The following is an 18,043-nucleotide window of genomic DNA, read 5'->3' as shown; positions in this document are numbered from 1 at the left end:
GCGTGGGGCACCATGGATGCGTGACTGTGGTGCGCGACGCGGGGACCGCCGAGCGGTGGGGCATGCTGGCCGATCTCCTGGCCGACGGCGAGGTGGTGATCCTCAGCGGGGCCGGCCTGTCGACCGAATCCGGGATCCCGGACTACCGAGGGGAGACCGGCCGCAGGCGCAAAGCCGAGCCGATGACCTACCACACCTTCGTGAGCAACGCCGCCGCCCGCAGGCGCTACTGGGCGCGCAGCCACCTGGGGTGGCGTCACATCGTGGACGCAGCGCCCAACGCCGGGCACCGCGCGGTCGCCGAACTGCAACGCCGTGGTCTGGTCGCCGGGATCATCACCCAGAACGTGGACGGCCTGCACCAGGCGGCGGGCGCGCACGGGGTCGTCGAACTGCACGGCAGCCTGCACCGGGTGCGTTGCCTCGCCTGCGGCCACCGCACCTCGCGGCACGCGCTCGACCGGCGCCTGCGCGCGGCCAATCCCGGCTGGCAGGCCCGCTCGGAGATGATCAACCCGGACGGTGACGCCGTCCTGGCCGTGGACGAGATCGAGACGTTCCGCACGGTGGACTGTGAGGGCTGCGGCGGCGTGCTCAAGCCCGACGTGGTGTTCTTCGGCGAGAACGTGCCGCCGTCACGGGTCGAGGAGTGCTACGCGCTGACCGAGCGGGCCGGTCTGCTGCTTGTGCTGGGGTCCTCACTGACCGTCATGTCCGGATACCGGTTCGTCCGGCGCGCCGCCGCCCGCTCGATCCCCGTCGCGATCATCAACCAGGGGCCGACCCGGGGCGACGGCGAGGCGCTGATGACCTTCGACGCCCCGCTCGGCGCGACCCTCACCGCGCTTGTGGACAGCATTCCCTAAACGTGCACGTGCGCCGGGTCGTCCGGATGGTGGTGCGGGTGCTGGGCGGCGCCCACCCGGTGCTCGTGGCCCGGCAGCGGCACCCGGTAGAGGCAGGTGTCGCAGTTCATGCGGATGTCGCCGCGCAGCGCCTCGTGGTAGCGCTCCAGCACCAGGCCGGCCAGGGCGGGCGCGGGTCCGATGACGTCGGCGCAGCGCACCTCGACCTCCGGATGCGCCGCGGCCCACGCACGCGCCTGCTCGGCCGTGCGGTCCGGTAGCACGCCGCTGAACAGGAAGTAGGGCAGGACGACGATCCGGCGGGCGCCGAGCAGCCGGGCCCGGTCCAGCGCGGCGGGCACGCCGGGGGCGGCCAGGCTGATGAACGCGGGCTCGACGGCGGCCAGGCCGCGTCCCTCCCACAGCAGCCGGGCCACCTTGACGTGCTCGGCGTTCGCGTCGGGGTCGGAGGAGCCGCGGCCGACGAGCACGACGGTCGTCTCCGGGCGCTCGGACGGGTCGAGCACCGCGTCCAGCCGCTCGTCGAGCAGTTGGAGCAGGGTGGGGTGCGGCCCGAGCGGCCTGCCGTACGCGTAGCCGAGGCCGGGGTGGCGCAGCGCCTCCCGGTGCAGCGCCGCGGGCACGTCGCCCTTGGCGTGCCCGGCCGCGACCAGCACGAGCGGGACCACGCCGAGCCTGGTGTGCCCGGCCCCGGTCAGCGTCGCCACCGCCTCACGCAGGGGCGGGCGGGACAGTTCGATGAACCCGCCGGCGACCGCGACGGGGGTCCGGGCGGCCACCTCCTCGACCAGAAGGTGGAAGTCGCGGACTCCGGCCGCGTCCCGCGTGCCGTGGCCGACGAGGAGCAGCGCCGGCGAGCCGGTCATGATGATGCCTCCTTGTTTTCCGGAGCGCCGTAAAGCAGCGCGTTGACGGCGGCGGCGGCGACCGCCGAGCCGCCCTTCTCGCCGCGGTTGCTGACCGCGGGCAGTCCCGACGCGCGCAGGGCCGCCTTGCTCTCCGCGGCGCCGACGAATCCGACCGGCAAACCGACGACGAGCGCGGGACGGACGCCGAGGCGCAGGATCTCCTCGAGTGCGGTGGGGGCGTTGCCCACGACCCACACCGCCCCCGGGCCCACCTCGTCGTACGCCAGGCGGACGGCGGCGGCGCTGCGGGTCAGGCCGTCCCGCGCGACGGCCCGGCGGACGTGGCAGACGGGAGTGACGGCGGTGATGCCCGCCGCGACCATCTCGACGTCGGTGACCACGGGGGTGCCCGCGCGCAGGGCGTCCGCGGCCCGACGCAGGTCCTCCTCCGCCGAGACCACCAGGTCGGTCAGGTAGTCGAGGTCGGCGCTCGCGTGGATCACCCGCTCGGTCACGGCCCGGGTCAGCGGCGGCAGCCCGGAGGTGTCCGCCCGGGAGCGCAGGATCTCGTACGACCGGGCCTCGATGGGATGGACCGCCCTTCTCACTCGGCGTACCTCCTGCCGAGCCCGGACAGCCGCCACACGACGGCGGCGCCCGCCCAGACGGCGGCGAACGCGCCGACGATGGCGTAGCCGAGCACCTCGAAGTGCTCGGAAAGCGACCCGTACGCCGCGAGCGGCCCGCCGAGAAGCCCGGCGAGATAGACGCTCGCGATGAAGGCGGCCACGACGACGGTCATCCCGGTCGTCGCCGCGTTGTAGTACAGCCGCCGGGCGGGGCTGCGGTGCGCCCAGGAGTAGGCGCGCGACATCAGCAGGCTGTCGGCGGTGTCGCAGGCGGTCATCCCGGCCGCGAACAGCAGGGGCAGCGTCAGCACGGCGAGGGCGGGCAGTCCGCCCTGCGCCGCCGTCCCGGCCGACAGCGCGAGCAGCGTGACCTCGCTGGCGGTCTCCAGGCCGAGCCCGAACAGGATGCCGACCGGGTACATGTGCCACGACGACCGGATCAGCCCGCGCGCCCTGTGCCCGAGCACCCGGTTGAGCAGGCCGCGGTTGAGCAGCAGCACCTCCAGCTCGTCCCGGTCGAGCGTGCCGCGCGCCATCCGCCGCCACAGGCCGATCACCCCGGCCAGGACAAGGGCGTTGAGCACGGCGACGAGCAGCAGGAACGACATGGCGACCACCTGGGACACCACGCCGCCGACGTGCCGGAACTCCTCGACGCCCTCCCCGGAGACCGTCGCTCCCGCGGCGGCCGCGACGACCATGGCGAGCACCAAGACGACCGTCGAGTGGCCCAGGGCGAAGAAGAAGCCGACGCCGACCGGGCGGCGGCCCCGCTGCATCATCAGCCGGGTCGTGTCGTCGATGGCGGCGATGTGGTCGGCGTCGAAGGCATGGCGGATGCCGAGGCTGTAGGCGAGCGTCCCGGCGCCCGCGAACGCCCCGGCCCCGGCCAGGCCGTCGGCGTAGTACAGGTAGAGGGCCCAGCCCGCGATGTGCAGGGCGGCGACGACGGCGACGATGCCGCCGATCCTGGCCCGTTCACGGGGCGTCCAGGCTCCGTACGTGTCGACACTCACGCCCGCACCTCCACTACGGCGTCGACGGGGCACACTTCGGCGCACTCGCCGCAGCGCGTGCACCGTTGGTCGAGCACGATGAGCGAAACCCGGGGTCCGGGCCGGATGGCGTGCTCGGGACAGGTCAGCAGGCAGGCGCCGCAGCCGGCGCAGGCCGAGGTCACTACGTAGGCGGTCACGTGGGCGAGGGCTGCCACGCGTACCCCCTCGGCGTCACGAAGCGGCCCGCCACGACCCTGCTGGACGTGGCGCCGACGATCACCAGGCTGCGCATGGTCACGGCGGACACGTCGAGCCCGCCGAGCGTGGTCAGCGCGATGCTCTCCCCGGGCCGGCTGGCGTCGGTCACCACGCCGACCGGGGTGCCGGGCCCGCGCCGCTCGGCGAGGATCTCCAGCGCCCGGGGAAGCTGCCAGTCGCGGCCGCGCGAGCGGGGGTTGTAGAAGGCCACCACGAGATCGGCGTCGGCCGCCGCCCGCACCCGCCGGTCGATCGCCTCCCACGGCGTGTGCAGGTCGGACAGGCTGATCGCGCAGTGGTCGTGGCCGAGCGGCGCGCCGAGCAGCGCACCGGCGGCGAGCATGGCCGTCACCCCCGGCACGCCGACCACGTCGAAGGTGTCGTCGGCGAACTCCAGAGCGGGCGCGGCCATCGCGTAGACGCCCGCGTCGCCGCTGCCGACGAGCGCGACCGCGTGGCCTTCGCGGGCCAGCCGTACGGCGGTGCGGGCGCGTTCCTCCTCCGCTCCGAGGCCCGACTCGATGACCCGCGTGCCGGGGCGCAGCAGGTCGCGGATCTGGTCGACGTACTGGTCGAGGCCGACCAGACAGCCGCAGCGGCGCACCTCGGCGACGGCGCGCGGGGTCATCAGGTCGCGGGAGCCGGGGCCGAGGCCGACGATCGCGAGCCTGCCGCGGGGCCGCAGCCGGGCGACGGCCGCGGTCGCCATGGCCGACCTGCGCTTGGGCACGAGAAGCTCGCCGCCGTCCGCGAGCGCGGCGGCCTCGGCCACGCTGGGGGTGCCGACCGCCCGGCGGACGACCTCGCTGGGGTGCGGCACCTCGACCCCGGCGAGCCGTTCGGCGGGGTGGGTGACGAGCGGCACGCCGAGCGCGCGGGCGGCCGCCACGATCCCGCCCTCGTCCGCCTTCACATCGGCGGTGGCCAGGCGGACGACCGAGCGGGGCGACAGCCCGGCCTCGGCCAGCGCGTCACGGATCAGCGCGAGGATCTCCTCGGCGGCGGCGCCCCGGCTCGCGCCGACGCCGACGACGAGGCTCGGCGGCCGGACGACGACGGCCGGGCGCGGCAGGTCCACGATCCGGTCCGTCACCACCACACAAGGGGGACGCGGCGTGTCGGACGCGGTGACGGGCAGCGGCGGCAGCGGCCAGGTGGCGTCGGCGGTGAGCGTCACCTCCTCGCCGTCGAGCATGGCCCGGGTCACGGCCGCCACGTCGCCCTCGACCGGTAGACCGAGCGCGTCGAGGGCGCCCGTCCCGGTGACGTCGGTCGCGGTGGTGACGACCGGTGTCGCGCCGAGCGCGCCGGCGACCTCGTGGGCGAGCCGGTTGGCGCCGCCGTCGTGGCCGCCGGTCAGGGCCACCGCGAAGCGGCCCGCCTCGTCCACGCAGACCACCCCCGGGTCGTCGTGCTTGTCCCGCAGCAGCGGCGCGAGCAGCCGTACGGCCGCGCCGACCGCGAGGAAGCACACGATGCGGTCGCACTCGCGCCAGGCCCGCACCAGGTCGGCCACCGGATACCACCTGGTGGCCGGCCACGCCTGCTCCAGACGCGCGGCGGCGGCCCGGCCGGCCTTGGTCGCGGTCACCAGACCTGTCACGCTCATCGATGCCCCCATACGAGGAAGACGGGATTGGCCGCGGCCAGCCGGGTGGCGCCGCCGGGCAGATCGGCGAACCTGCTCGCCGCCAGGGAAACCCCGCCCACGTCGTACGCCGCGGCGCGCAGCGTGTCGCGTACGGCGGGCACCCGGTCGACGGCGGCGAGCGCGGCGACGACGGTCCGCGCGCCGAGACGGACGACATGGCTCACCACGCCGGCGCCGCCCCCGCCCACGAACACGGAGTCCGGCCCGGGAAGCCCGGCGAGGCACCCGGGGGCCTCGCCGTGCACCACGCGCACCTCGACGCCGTACGCCGCGGCGTTGCGGCGCGTCCGGTCGCACTGGCCGGGGTCGCGGTCGACGGCGACGACGGCGGCGCCGAACCGGGCGGCCTCGACCGCCACGGAGCCGCTGCCGCAGCCCAGGTCCCAGACCAGGTCGCCCAGGCCGGGACCGAGGTGCGCGAGGGCGAGCGCCCGCACCTCCGCCTTGGTGATCATGCCGTCGCGGTGCTCGAAGCACTCCTCTGGCAGGCCCCACCGCTCCGGGGCCTGCCGGGGCGGCGCGGCCCAGCCGCGCGGAGACGGGCCGTCGACCAGCGACAGCACCACGTTCGGGTCGGCCCACCCCCGCCCGGCGGCCTCCTCGGGCGTGCACTCGGTGATCCGCTGGTCGGCGGAGCCGAGGCGTTCCGCGACCAGAAGCCGGCGTGGCCAGCCGCGCAGCGCCGCGCCGATCTCGGCCGGCCCCGCGCCGGGGGCGGTGAGCACGGCGACCTTCGCCAGCGCCCGGCAGGCGTTGACGGCCCGCCGCGGGTCGCGCCCGTGCGCGCTCACCACGACGGCGTCGTCCCAGTTCAGCCCGGCCAGGCCGAAGGCCGCCGCGACCGAGGAGACGGCCGGCGCGACCTCGACGTCCAGGTCGTGCTCGCGCAGCAGGCGGACGAGGCCGAAGAACCCGGGGTCTCCCGAGGCGAGCACCGTGGCGGTGCCGTCGTGGGCCTTCAGGGCCCGCACGCCCGCCGTCACGTCTCCCAGCACCACGCGCTCGGCCCGCTCGGGGACGGGAAGCGTGTCCAGGTGGCGGGCGGCGCCCACGACCAGCGTCGACTCGGCGAGCCGCGCGGCCGCCCAGGGGGCGAGTGGGCGTCCGTCGACGCCGATGACCGTCACCATCCGGCGGCCTTCCCACTGGAGGCGACCGGGGCGTGGCCGTCCGGATCGACCATGATCACCGAGGCGGTGAGCGCGCCGTCGCAGAACCGCTCCAGCACGTCCTTGACCCGCGCGCACAGCACGCGTCCGGCGGGTTCGAGCAGCCCGGCGGCCTCCCACAGCTCGTACGCGTGCCGGGCGGTGTTGGCCTCGGCGACCCGCCCGGCCAGGGCCTCGTCGCCGCCGGCCTCGCGGGTCACCCGGGCCAGCAGGTCCTTGTCGATCTTCGAGCGGGTGTAGTGGGTCATGAGCACGCCCGCCGCGAGCTTGGTCAGCTTCCCGGCCATGCCGACGAACAGCACGTCGGTCAGCCCCGCGTCGGCGGCCCGGCGCAGCGCGGCCCCGGTGAAGTCGCCGACCTCGACGAAGCACACGGCGGGCAGGTCGGGCCGCAGCCGCATGGCGGCCCTGTCGGTACGCCCGCCCGTGGACAGCACGAGCGTGCGCTCGCCCTGCGCCGCCATCACGTCGATCGCCTGGACGACTGAGGAGCGCCACGACTCGGTGGAGAACGGCCGCACGATCCCGGTCGTGCCGAGGATCGAGATGCCGCCGAGGATGCCGAGCCTGGCGTTGGTGGTCTTGCGGGCCATCCGCTCGCCCTCGGGCACGCTGATGATCACGCGGACGCCGCGCCGTCCCAGGTCCACCACCTCGCCGACGGCCTGGGTGATCTGCGCCCGGGGGACCGGGTTGATGGCCGGGCCGCCGACCTCCAAGCCGAGGCCCGGCCGGGTGACCACGCCCACGCCGACGCCGCCGTCCAGTTCGATCCCGGCCTCCGGCCGCCAGGACACGGTCGCGGTCAGGTGCGCGCCGTGGGTCACGTCGGGGTCGTCGCCCGCGTCCTTGACGACGACGGCGGTGGCCTTGGCGTCCGCCACCTCGTAGGAGTCGACCGGCAGCGTCACCCGGCCGCCGCCCGGCAGCGGCGTGTCCACCGTGGACGGGGTGTCGCCGTGCGCGAGCGCGATGCTGGCGGCCTTGGCGGCGGCGGCGCCGCAGGTGCCCGTCGTCCATCCGGTGCGCAGCGCCCGCTTGCGCACCCGCATCGTGCGCGGCAGGTCCGGCTCGCGCAGCTCCGGGCCCTCGCTCACCGGGATCCCTTCAGCTCGCGGCGGGCAGCGGGGTCGGAGCGGCGATGCCCGTGGAAATGGCCCGGGTGGTAGAGATGCGAGCGCGTCCCGTGGGCCTCCAGCGCGGGCCCGACCAGCACCAGCGTGTGCTTCCACAGCCGGTGGGCGCGCACCGACGCCGCCAGTTCGTCCAGGCGGCAGCGCAGCACCAGCTCGTCCTCCCACGTGACCCGGTAGCCGACCACGCAGGGCGTCTCGGGCGGGTATCCGCCCGCCAGCAGCTCCTCCTGCAACCGGCCCGCGCGGGCCGCCGACAGGAACAGCGCCATCGTCGTGCCGTGCGCCGCGAACTCCCGCACGGTCTCGCCCTCGGGCATCGGCGTCTTGCCGCCCTCCAGCCGGGTGAGCACGACCGACTGCGCGATCTCGGGCACGGTCAGCTCCCGCCGTACGGCGGCGGCGACGGCCGTGAAGCTGGAGACTCCCGGTATGACCTCGGTCTCCAGCCCGAGCGCGGCGCACCGGTCGAGCTGTTCCTGGACCGCCCCCCACAGGGCCGGGTCGCCGGAGTGCACGCGGGCCACGCCCAGGCCGTCGCGGGCCGCCTCCTCATACAGGGCGACGACCTCCTCCAGGGGCGCCGCGGCGGAGTCGACCACCCGGGCGTCGCCGCGGGCGTGGTCGAGCACGCCGGGATGGACCAAGCTGGAGGCCCAGATCACGACGTCGGCCTCGGCGATGGCCGCCGCGCCGCGCAGCGTGAGCAGGTCGGGCGCGCCCGGCCCCGCCCCCACGAAGGTCACCTTGCCGCTGCTCACAGCCTGCCTCCCCGGCCCGTACGCTCGCGGGTCACCAGCAGCGCGGACAGGTACGGCCCGGCCTCGGCCGGGTCGAGCCCGGCGGCGGGCCGCACATCCTCCCCCGGCAGCCCGAGCGACGCCCCGTACACCGCGCCGGCGAGGCGGCCGGAGTCGCGGACGGCGGCCAGCACCTGGGGCAGCATGCGTCCTCCCTTGTAGGCGACGACGGTGTCGTGGACGTCGAGCGCCCTGTGCAGGGCGTCCAGCCCCGCCGTCAACGGCATCAGCGCGAGCGACTCGCGGCCCTCGACCAGGACGGTCCCGCTGCTCGCGGCGAGCGCCTGCATGGCGGTGACGCCCGGAACCGTGCGGACCTCCACCTCCGGCACCAGCCCCCGCACGGTCTCGGCAAGGTAGGTGAAGGTGCTGTAGACGTTGGGGTCGCCGATGGTCGCGAACGCGACCGTCCGCGCGCCGGCGTCATAGGCGGCGGCGACGGACGCGCCCGCCGCGTCCCACGCGTCGTCGCGGCGCGGCCCGCTGCCCGGCGGGTCGCTCAGCGCGAACACCAGCCGGGTCACCTCGCGGCCGGTATGGGCGCGGACGATGCGCTCGGCGCGGCCCTCCTCGCCGGTGTCGGCCACCGGCACCACCACGACGTCGGCCTCGCGCAGCACGCGCACGGCCTTCACCGTCACCAGGTCGGGGTCGCCGGGGCCGACGCCCACCCCGGTCAGCACGGGCCTCACGCGGCAGCCGCCTTCACGAGGTCGCGAGCCAGGCGCGGCGCTCCCGCCCAGTGCGGGTGGAGGTAGGAGGCGTGCACCCCGCCCCGGACGAACCCCTCCCGCCTCGGCAGCACGTACGCCGGGGACTCCCCGGCGGGCGGGGAGCAGGCCGTGCGGTGGAACTCGTGGGCGCGCACGACGGTGCCGTCGGGCCGTACGGCCTCGCGGTAGCCGAGCGTCAGCTTCCCGGTCATCCGCGCCTCCACCGGCAGCACGCCGCACATCGGCGCGCCGTCGAGCGAGGCGGCCAGGTAGAGCAGGCCCGCGCACTCGGCCGCGATCGGCAGGCCACGGGTGGCCAGCCCGGCGACCTGCTCCCGCAGCGGCGTGTTGGCGGCCAGGTCGGCGGCGTGGACCTCGGGGAAGCCGCCGCCGATCACCAGCCCGCGGGTCCCGGACGGCAGCGCCTCGTCGCGCAGCGGATCGACATGGGCCACCTCGGCCCCCGCGGCGGTCAGGAGTTCGGCCGTCTCGGCGTAGGAGAACGTGAACGCCGCGCCGGCGGCCACCGCGACCACGGGCCTGCCGGGGAAGGGTTCTCCGACGGCGTCGGCGGCCGACCAGGGCGTGGCGGAGAGCGGAGACGCGGCCGACGCCAGGCGCAGCACGAGACCGAGGTCGCAGTGGCGCTCCACCAACGTCCCGAGGGCGGCCACGGCCCGCCGCGCCTGCGGGTGGCGCTCGGCGGCGGGCACCAGGCCGAGGTGCCGCGACGGCACGTGGACGGCCGCGTCGCGCGGCAGGGCCCCGGCCACCGGAATGCCCAGGGGGCGCAGCGCTTCCCGGAGGATCTCCTCGTGGCGGGCCGAGCCCACCCGGTTGAGCACCACCCCGGCGATCCGTACGGACCGGTCGAAGGTGGCGAAGCCGTGCACGAGGGCCGCGACGGACGCGGCCTGGGACGACGCGTCCACCACGAGCAGCACCGGCGCGTCCAGCAGCCGGGCGACGTGCGCGGTGGACGCCTCGGACGTGGGACCACGCCCATCGAACAGGCCCATGACGCCCTCGACCACGGCGATGTCCGCGCCGCGCGCACTGTGCGCGAACAGCGGGGCGATCAGGTCCTCCCCGACGAGGAACGGGTCGAGGTTGCGGCCGGGGCGTCCGGTGGCGAGCGCGTGGTAGCCGGGGTCGATGTAGTCGGGGCCCGCCTTGTGCGGCGAGACGGCCAGGCCGCGCGCGGTCAGCGCCGCCATCAGCCCGGTGGCCACGGTGGTCTTGCCCGCGCCCGAGGCGGGGGCGGCCACGACCAGGCGAGGGATCGTCACCATTCGAGCGTCACCATTCGATGCCCCTCTGGCCCTTCTGCCCCGCGTCCATCGGGTGCTTGATTTTGGTCATCTCCACGACGAGGTCGGCGGCCTCGACCAGGCGGGGATCGGCGTCCCGGCCGGTGATCACCACGTGCTGGCGGCCGGGCCGGGCGCGCAGGGTCTCGACCACGTCGTCCACGTCGACCCAGCCCCACTTCATGGGATAGGTGAACTCGTCCAGGACGTACAGGCCGTAGGCCTCGGCGGCGAGGTCGCGCTTGATCTGCGCCCAGCCCTCGCGGGCGTCGGCGGCGTGGTCGGCCTCGGTGCCGGGGCGCTGGATCCACGACCAGCCCTCGCCCATCTTGTGCCAGGTCACCGGGCCGCCCTCGCCGGTCTGCTCGTGGAGCCTGCCGAGGGCGCGCAGCGCGGCCTCCTCGCCGACCCGCCACTTGGCGCTCTTGACGAACTGGAACACCCCGACGGGCCAGCCCTGGTTCCAGGCGCGCAGCGCCAGGCCGAAGGCGGCCGTCGACTTCCCCTTCATCTCCCCGGTGTGGACGATGACCAGCGGGCGGTTGCGCCGCTCGCGCGTGGTCAGCCCGTCGTCCGGCACGCTCGCCGGCCTGCCCTGCGGCATCTACGCCACCTTCCTGACGTCACGCACGACCGCGGCCAGGTGATCGGCCGCCAGCTCTTCGATCCGGATCGGGGTCCCGCCGAGGGCGGCGGCGAGCCGTCCGGCCAGGCCGAGCCGTACGGGGCCGTGCTCGCAGTCGACGACCACGCTCGCGACCCCGGCGAGGCGGGCGGCCGCGGCCACGGGATCGGGGCCGGAGGTGTGCCGCCCGTCGGTGACGACCACGAGCAGCGGGCGGCGGCGGGGGTCGCGCAGCCGCTCGGCGGCCAGCACCCGCTCAGCCCGGCGCAGCCCGGCGGCCAGCGGGGTGCGCCCGCCGGTGGCGAGCCGGGCCAGCCGGTCGGAGGCCAGTTCGACGCTGGAGGTCGGCGGCAGCGCGACCGTCGCGTCCTCGCCCCGGAAGGTCACCAGCCCGACCTTGTCGCGGCGCTGGTAGGCGTCAAGCAGCAGGGACAGCACGGCGCCCTTCACCGCCCGCATCCGCGCCCGCGCGGCCATCGAACCGCTCGCGTCCACGCAGAACAGCACGAGGTTCGACTCGCGCCCCTCGCGTATGGCCTCGCGCAGGTCCTCGCGGCGCAGCACCAGGCCGGAGCCGGAGCGGCCGCGCCCGCGCTGGTGCGGTGCGGCGGCGGCCAGCGTCGCCGTCAGGTGGAGCCGGCGCAGCCGCCCGTCCGGTCTGCGGGCGCCGGCGGTGCGCCCGGACTCGCCCGTCGTGCGTCCGCGCCGTCCGGCGGGCCCGCCCCGGCCGACCGCCTCCGGCGCGAGGAGCCGGGTCCGGTAGGGGGCTGTCGGAGACACGGGCGCTCGGCCTCCGGTCCCGCCGCCCTCGTTGGGTGGCGCGTCCGCCGGGTCTGCGCCGGAGGCACCCCCACCACCCGGTCCATCGTCATCGGGGCCGTCGTCGTCCGGCCCGCCGTCATCGGATCCGCCGTCCGCTTCCGACAGCGCCTGTTCCAGCCGTTCCTCGTCGAGGCCGTGGCCGGGGTCGTCGAACGGGTCGCGGCGGCGCCGGTGGGGGAGCGCCAGGCGGGCGGCCGTCCGGACGTCGCCGGAGGTGACCTCGTCCCGGCCCTCCCAGGCGGCCAGGGCGACGGCCGTACGCGCCATCACGAGGTCGGCCCGCATCCCCTCGACGTCGAAGGCCGCGCACACCGCCGTGATCCCCCGCAGCGCGGCGTCGGGAAGCGCCACCCCGGGCAGCCGCTCGCGCGCCGCCGCGATCCGCCGGGCGAGGTCGCGCTCGCCGCCGGTGTACGCGGCGGCGAAGCCGCCCGGGTCGGCGTCGAAGGCGAGGCGGCGGCGCACCACCTCCGCCCGCTCGGCCGGGTCTCGGGACGCGCGCACCTCGACGGCCAGGCCGAAGCGGTCGAGCAGCTGCGGGCGGAGCTCGCCCTCCTCGGGGTTCATCGTGCCGACCAGCAGGAAGCGGGCGGCGTGGCGGACCGACACGCCCTCGCGCTCCACGTGAGCCACGCCCATCGCCGCCGCGTCGAGCAGCAGGTCCACCAGGTGGTCGTGGAGCAGGTTGACCTCGTCCACGTACAGCACGCCCCGATGGGCCGCCGCCAGCAGGCCCGGCTCGAACGCCTTGACGCCCTCGGTCAGCGCCCGCTCCAGGTCGAGCGACCCGGCCACGCGGTCCTCCGACGCGCCCACCGGCAGTTCGACCAGCCGGGCCGGGCGCGTCTGCGGGGAAAGCCCGCCCTCGTGCGGGCCGTCGGGACACGACGGGTCGGGCGCGGCGGGGTCGCAGGAGAACCGGCAGCCCGCGACCACCGCCACCCGCGGCAGCAGGGCCGCGAGCGACCGCACCACGGTCGACTTCGCCGTGCCCTTCTCGCCCCGCACGAGCACGCCGCCGATCGCGGGCGACACCGCGTTGAGCAGCAGCGCCAGCTTGAGGTCGTCGTGCCCGACGACCGCGCTGAACGGATACCGGGTGATCACTTGCCCGCCTCCAGGTCGCCTTCCGTCTCCAGGTAGGCCGCGCGCAGCCCGTCGAGCGTCTCCGGCCGCGGGCTCGCCCACAGCCCCCGCTCGGCCGCCTCCAGCAGCCGTTCCGCGATGCCGCGCAGCGCCCAGGGGTTGGACGCGCGCATGAACTCCCGCACCTCGGGGTCGAAGACGTAGGAGGAGGCGAGCGACTCGTACATCCATTCGTCCACCACCCCGGCGGTGGCGTCGAACCCGAACAGGTAGTCGACCGTGGCCGCCATCTCGAACGCGCCCTTGTAGCCGTGCCGCCGCATCGCCGCGATCCAGCGCGGGTTGACCACCCGCGACCGGAACACCCGCCGCGTCTCCTCGCCCAGCGTCCGGGTGCGCACCGCGTCGGGGACGTGCGAGTCGCCCACGTACGCCGCGGGGGACCTGCCGGTCAGGTGGCGGACCATGGCCACCATCCCGCCGTGATACTGGAAGTAGTCGTCGGAGTCGGCGATGTCGTGCTCGCGGTTGTCCTGGTTCTTGGCCGCCACGTCGATGCGCCGGAACGCCGCCTCCATGTCCGAGCGGGCCTCCCGGCCGTCGAGGCCCCTGCCGTACGCGTAGCCGCCCCACACCGCGTACACCTCGGCGAGGTCGGCGTCGTCGCGCCAGTTGCGGGCGTCGATGAGCGGCAGCAGGCCCGCGCCGTACGCGCCGGGCTTGGAGCCGAAGACACGGCTGGTGGCGCGGCGCTCGTCGCCGTGCCGGGCGAGGTCGGCGCGCACGTGCGCGCGCAGCGGGTTGACCTCGGCGGGCTCGTCCAGCGCCGCGACCGTGCGGACGGCCTCGTCGAGCAGCGCCACGACGTGGGGGAACGCGTCACGGAAGAAGCCGCTGATGCGCACCACCACGTCCACCCGGGGGCGGCCCAGCTCCTCGGCCGGCACGACCTCGAAGCCGGTCACCCGGCGGGAGGCGTCGTCCCACTCGGGCCGCACGCCGAGCAGCGCCATGATCTCGGCGATGTCGTCGCCCTGGGTGCGCATCGCGCTGGTGCCCCAGACCGTGAGCCCGACCGTGCGCGGCCACTCCCCGGTGTCGGCGCGGTAGCGCTCGACCAGCGAGGCCGCGAGCGCCGAGCCGGTCTCCCAGGCCAGCCGCGACGGGATGGCCTTGGGATCCACGGAGTAGAAGTTGCGCCCGGTCGGCAGCACGTTGACCAGCCCGCGCGTGGGCGACCCGGACGGCCCGGCCGGGACGTAGCCGCCGTCGAGCGCGTGCAGCACGTGTGCCACCTCGTCCGTCGTCCGGTCGAGCCGGGGCACGACCTCGGTCGCGGCGAAGCGCAGCACCCGGGCGACCTCTGGCAGGTCCGTGACCGCGCCGGCCGCCGCGGGGTCCCAGCCGTGGTCCTCCATGGCCTGGACCAGCCGCCGAGCCTCGGCCTCGAACGCGTCCACCTCGGCCGTACCGGGGAGGCTCGTGCCGTCGTCGTGGAGCCCCAGGGCCTCGCGCAGGCCGGGCAGGGCCCCGGCGGCCCCGGCCCAGACCTGGCGGGCGCGCAGCACGGCGAGCACCAGGTTGACTCGGGCCTCCCCGGTGTGGACTTGGCCCAGCACGTGGAGGCCGTCGCGGATCTGCGCGTCCTTGATCTCGCAGAGGTAGCCGTCCACGTGCAGCAGGAAGTCGTCGAACTCCGCATCCCGCGGCCGCTCGTCCACGTGCAGGTCGTGGTGGAGCTGGGCGGCCTGAACGAGGGTCCAGATCCGCGCCCGTACGGCCGGCAGCTTGGCCGGGTCGAGGGCGGCGACCGTGGCGTGCTCGTCCAGCAACTGCTCGAGCCGGGCGAGGTCGCCGTAGGAGTCGGCCCTGGCCATCGGCGGGATCAGGTGGTCCACGACGGTCGCGTGCGCCCGGCGCTTGGCCTGGGTGCCCTCGCCGGGGTCGTTGACGATGAACGGGTAGACCAGCGGCAGCGCGCCGAGCGCGGCGTCGGGCGCGCAGGACGCCGACAGCCCGAGCCCCTTGCCCGGCAGCCACTCCAGCGTGCCGTGCTTGCCGAGGTGGACGACCGCGTGCGCGCCGAACTCGCGGGCCAGCCACCAGTACGCCGCGAGGTAGTGGTGGCTCGGCGGCAGGTCGGGGTCGTGATAGATGGCGACCGGGTTCTCGCCGAACCCCCGGGGCGGCTGGATGGCGAGCATGACGTTGCCGAACCGCAGCGCGGCGAGCACGATGTCGGTCCCGTCGACGTAGAGCGCGCCCGGCGGCGGCCCCCAGTGCCCGGTCACCGCCTCGCGCAGGTCGGCGGGCAGCCCGGCGAACCACTCCTGGTAGGCGCGCAGCGGCACGCGGGCCGGGGCGGCCTCGATCTGTTCCTCGGTGAGCCACTCCACGTCGTGCCCGCCGGCTGCGATCAGGGCGTGGATCAGCGCGTCGCCGTCGTCCGGCGCGTCGCCCACGTCGTAGCCGGCCGCGCGCAGGGCACGCAGCAGGACGACGGCGGAGGCGGGGGTGTCGAGCCCGACGGCGTTGCCGACCCGGGAGTGCCGGGTGGGATAGGACGACAGCACGATCGCCAGGCGCTTGCGGGCGTTGGGCACGTGGCGCAGCCGGGCGTGCGCGACCGCGAGCGCGGCCACGCGGGCGCAGCGCTCGGGGTCGGCGACGTAGACCGGCACGCCGTCGGGCCCGTCCTCCTTGAACGAGAACGGCACGGTGACGAGGCGGCCGTCGAACTCGGGCACCGCGACCTGCATCGCGGCGTCCATCGGGGACAGCCCGGCGTCGGAGTCCGCCCACACGGCGCGGGAGGTGGTCAGGCACAGGGCCTGCAGCACCGGCACGTCGAGGGAGGCCAGTGCCCCGGCGTCCCAGGCGTCCTCGTCGCCCCCGGCGCTCGCGGCGGCGGCGACCGCCCCGCCCGCGGCCAGCACGGTGACGACGAGAGCGTCCACCGGCCGGAGAAGTCCGAGCAGGTCGTCACCGGCCCCGCGCAGCGACCCGCAGAAGACCGGCAGCACGTCGGCGCCCGCCGCCTCGACCGCGTCGCACAGCGCGTCGAGGAACGCCGTGTTGCCCGACAGCTCGTGCGCCCGGTAGTAGACCACCCCGACCAGCGGGCGGCCCTCCCGGCGGACCCGGCCGGGCCGCACGCCGAACTCGGGGGTGGGCCGGGGCGGCGCGAAGCCCTCGCCGGTCAGCAGGAGCGTGTCGGACAGGAAGCGGCGCAGCTCCGTCAGGTTGTCCGGGCCGCCCTCGGCGAGATAGGCGAGCGCCTGCGCGGCGACCCCCGACGGCACGGTGGACAGGGCCATCAGCGCGGCGTCCGGGGCCTGCTCGCCGCCGAGCACGACCGTGGGCCGCCCGGCCGCCAGCACGGCGTCGAGTCCCTCGGGCCACGAGCGCCTGCCCCCGAGCAGCCGGACGACGACGGCGTCCACGCCGTCCACCAGGGCGGGCACGTCCTCGGCGGCCGTACGCGCGGGGTTGGCGACCCGCCAGCCCGCCCCGCTGCGGGTCGCGGCGAGCAGCTCGGTGTCGGCGGTGGACAGCAGCAGTATCGTCATGGGCGCGCCTCCCGCAAGGTGATCTCGGCAGTGGGCAGGCCGGGGGGCGCGCCGCGCTCGATCAGCCGCCACACCGCCTCGGTGTCCAGGTGCTCCTCCACCAGGCCGCCCAGGGCGTCGAGGCGGGACTCCCGGTGCGCGGCGAACGTGCCGGTCCCCGGCAGCCAGGCCCGGCCGGCGGCGGCGGCGACCTCGGCGAGGAAGGCCCGGCGGAAACCGTCGCGCTCGAACAGGCCGTGCCAGGTCGTGCCCCACACCGGCCCCACCCGGCAGCCGTCGAGGAAGGGCTCGCCGCCCTCGGCGGTGACCCGGCCGTGGTGGATCTGGTAGCCCGCGACCGCGTGGCCGCGCCACTCGCCCTCCGCGAGCGCGAGCACCTTGTCCGGCGCGTACGCCGTGCGGGCCGGCAGCAGCCCCAGACCGGGCACCCGGCCCGCGCGGCTCTCCACGTCGTCGTCGATGACCGTGCCGAGCATCTGGTAGCCGCCGCAGATCCCGAGCACCGGGCGCCCGTCGGCGGCGCGGCGGCGCAGCGCCTCGTCCAGGCCCCGCTCACGCAGCCAGGCGAGGTCGCCGACGGTGGCGCGGGTGCCGGGCAGCACGACGAGGTCGGCGTCGGCGAGTTCGGCGGGGGTGGTGACCAGGCGCACGCTCACCCCCGCCTCGGCGGCCAGCGCGTCGGCGTCGGTCACGTTGGACATGCGCGGCAGCCGCACCAGCGCCACGCGCAGCACGTCACGTCCGACCGGCGGGGTGAGCAAACCGGGACGGCTGTCGAGGTCGAGGGAGTCCTCCACGTCGAGCCACAGGCCGGAGCGCCACGGCAGCACGCCGAGGCACGGCCGCCCGGTCGCCTTCGTCAGCCAGTCGAGGCCCGGCCGCAGCAGCGCGAGGTCGCCGCGGAACTTGTTGACCACGAACCCGGCGATGTGCCGCTGGTCGTGCCGGTCCAGCACGGCGAGGGTGCCGGCGAAGTGCGCGAGCACGCCGCCCCTGTCGATGTCGCCGACGACGAGCGCGGGCAGGCCGGCCGCTCGGGCGAGGCCCATGTTGGCGATGTCGCGGTCGCGCAGGTTGACCTCGGCGGGGCTGCCGGCGCCCTCGCAGATCACCACGTCGTAGCGGCGGCGCAGGCCGTCCAACGCGTCGAGGGCGACGTCGAGCAGGCGCATCTTGTGGTCGCGGTAGGACAGGGCGTCCACGTCGGCGTGCGCGCGGCCGAGCACGACCACGTGGGAGTGCCGCTCCCCGGCGGGTTTGATCAGCACCGGGTTCATCGCGGCCTCGGGCTCGACCCGGGCCGCCGCGGCCTGCATCGCCTGGGCCCGTCCGATCTCGCCGCCGTCGGCGGTGACCATCGAGTTGAGCGCCATGTTCTGCGCCTTGAACGGCGCGACCCGTACGCCGCGCCGGGCCAGCCATCGGCACAGGCCGGCCACCAGCACGCTCTTTCCCGCGTCGGAGGTCGTGCCCGCCACGAGCAGGCCGCCGCCGGGCGCCACGTCAGGAGGTGGAGCGCGATACCGGCAGTGAGGCGCGTCTGCGCAGGCCTGTCCGGGCCATGGC

General features: G+C 75.9%; 15 protein-coding genes. 1 reads left to right on the top strand and 14 read right to left on the bottom strand.

Going from position 1 to position 18,043, the window contains the following annotated elements; translation table 11 throughout:
* Positions 1-20: 20 nt before the first annotated feature.
* A complete protein-coding gene (locus IL992_RS20990; protein ID WP_319018704.1) occupies positions 21-866 on the top strand; it encodes an NAD-dependent protein deacetylase in 846 nt (281 codons plus the stop codon).
* Here IL992_RS20990 and IL992_RS20985 read toward each other — a convergent pair.
* Genes IL992_RS20985 through IL992_RS20925 form a run of 14 tightly spaced genes read right to left on the bottom strand, consistent with a single transcriptional unit; the run spans position 863 to position 17,979 of the window.
* Complete coding sequence (locus IL992_RS20985) at positions 863-1,732, bottom strand: sirohydrochlorin chelatase (RefSeq protein WP_193205071.1); 870 nt, start codon at positions 1,730-1,732, stop codon at positions 863-865. The two genes, IL992_RS20990 and IL992_RS20985, sit on opposite strands and share 4 nt — an antisense overlap.
* The gene (locus tag IL992_RS20980; protein ID WP_193205070.1) at positions 1,729-2,322 is read right to left on the bottom strand and encodes a precorrin-8X methylmutase; all 594 of its coding nucleotides are present in this window, start codon (positions 2,320-2,322) and stop codon (positions 1,729-1,731) included. The genes IL992_RS20985 and IL992_RS20980 overlap by 4 nt, the downstream gene beginning before the upstream one ends.
* Positions 2,319-3,359 carry a HoxN/HupN/NixA family nickel/cobalt transporter gene (locus IL992_RS20975; RefSeq protein WP_193205069.1) on the bottom strand — a complete coding sequence of 347 codons (1,041 nt, stop codon included), beginning with the start codon at positions 3,357-3,359 and terminating at the stop codon, positions 2,319-2,321. The genes IL992_RS20980 and IL992_RS20975 overlap by 4 nt, the downstream gene beginning before the upstream one ends.
* Positions 3,356-3,538, bottom strand: coding sequence for a 4Fe-4S binding protein (locus IL992_RS20970; protein WP_193205068.1), 183 nt, complete (start codon positions 3,536-3,538; stop codon positions 3,356-3,358). Before IL992_RS20970 ends, IL992_RS20975 begins: the two co-directional genes overlap by 4 nt.
* Positions 3,535-5,208 carry a precorrin-3B C(17)-methyltransferase gene (cobJ, locus tag IL992_RS20965; RefSeq protein ID WP_226873495.1) on the bottom strand — a complete coding sequence of 558 codons (1,674 nt, stop codon included), beginning with the start codon at positions 5,206-5,208 and terminating at the stop codon, positions 3,535-3,537. Before cobJ ends, IL992_RS20970 begins: the two co-directional genes overlap by 4 nt.
* Positions 5,205-6,380 (bottom strand): precorrin-6y C5,15-methyltransferase (decarboxylating) subunit CbiE, encoded by a 1,176-nt coding sequence (gene cbiE, locus IL992_RS46340; RefSeq protein WP_226873494.1) that lies wholly within the window; start codon positions 6,378-6,380, stop codon positions 5,205-5,207. Before cbiE ends, cobJ begins: the two co-directional genes overlap by 4 nt.
* A complete protein-coding gene (locus IL992_RS46335) occupies positions 6,374-7,516 on the bottom strand; it encodes a cobalt-precorrin-5B (C(1))-methyltransferase (RefSeq protein ID WP_319018703.1) in 1,143 nt (380 codons plus the stop codon). The genes cbiE and IL992_RS46335 overlap by 7 nt, the downstream gene beginning before the upstream one ends.
* Positions 7,513-8,313 (bottom strand): precorrin-4 C(11)-methyltransferase, encoded by an 801-nt coding sequence (cobM, locus tag IL992_RS20955; protein WP_193205067.1) that lies wholly within the window; start codon positions 8,311-8,313, stop codon positions 7,513-7,515. Before cobM ends, IL992_RS46335 begins: the two co-directional genes overlap by 4 nt.
* Positions 8,310-9,044: a precorrin-2 C(20)-methyltransferase gene (cobI, locus tag IL992_RS20950; RefSeq protein ID WP_193205066.1), complete on the bottom strand. Its 735-nt coding sequence runs from the start codon at positions 9,042-9,044 to the stop codon at positions 8,310-8,312. The genes cobM and cobI overlap by 4 nt, the downstream gene beginning before the upstream one ends.
* The gene (locus IL992_RS20945; protein WP_193205065.1) at positions 9,041-10,357 is read right to left on the bottom strand and encodes a cobyrinate a,c-diamide synthase; all 1,317 of its coding nucleotides are present in this window, start codon (positions 10,355-10,357) and stop codon (positions 9,041-9,043) included. Before IL992_RS20945 ends, cobI begins: the two co-directional genes overlap by 4 nt.
* Before the next feature lie 7 nt (positions 10,358-10,364).
* Complete coding sequence (cobO, locus tag IL992_RS20940; RefSeq protein WP_193205064.1) at positions 10,365-10,979, bottom strand: cob(I)yrinic acid a,c-diamide adenosyltransferase; 615 nt, start codon at positions 10,977-10,979, stop codon at positions 10,365-10,367.
* A complete protein-coding gene (locus IL992_RS20935) occupies positions 10,980-12,929 on the bottom strand; it encodes a putative cobaltochelatase (RefSeq protein ID WP_193205063.1) in 1,950 nt (649 codons plus the stop codon).
* Positions 12,926-16,477: a cobaltochelatase subunit CobN gene (gene cobN / locus IL992_RS20930; protein ID WP_226873493.1), complete on the bottom strand. Its 3,552-nt coding sequence runs from the start codon at positions 16,475-16,477 to the stop codon at positions 12,926-12,928. The genes IL992_RS20935 and cobN overlap by 4 nt, the downstream gene beginning before the upstream one ends.
* Positions 16,474-17,979 carry a cobyric acid synthase gene (locus tag IL992_RS20925; protein WP_319018702.1) on the bottom strand — a complete coding sequence of 502 codons (1,506 nt, stop codon included), beginning with the start codon at positions 17,977-17,979 and terminating at the stop codon, positions 16,474-16,476. Before IL992_RS20925 ends, cobN begins: the two co-directional genes overlap by 4 nt.
* Between the last annotated feature and the right edge of the window lie 64 nt (positions 17,980-18,043).

The organism is Microbispora sitophila (assembly GCF_014892245.1).
Taxonomy (GTDB): Bacteria; Actinomycetota; Actinomycetes; order Streptosporangiales; family Streptosporangiaceae; genus Microbispora; species Microbispora siamensis.
This window is presented reverse-complemented; position numbering and strand designations above follow the sequence as displayed.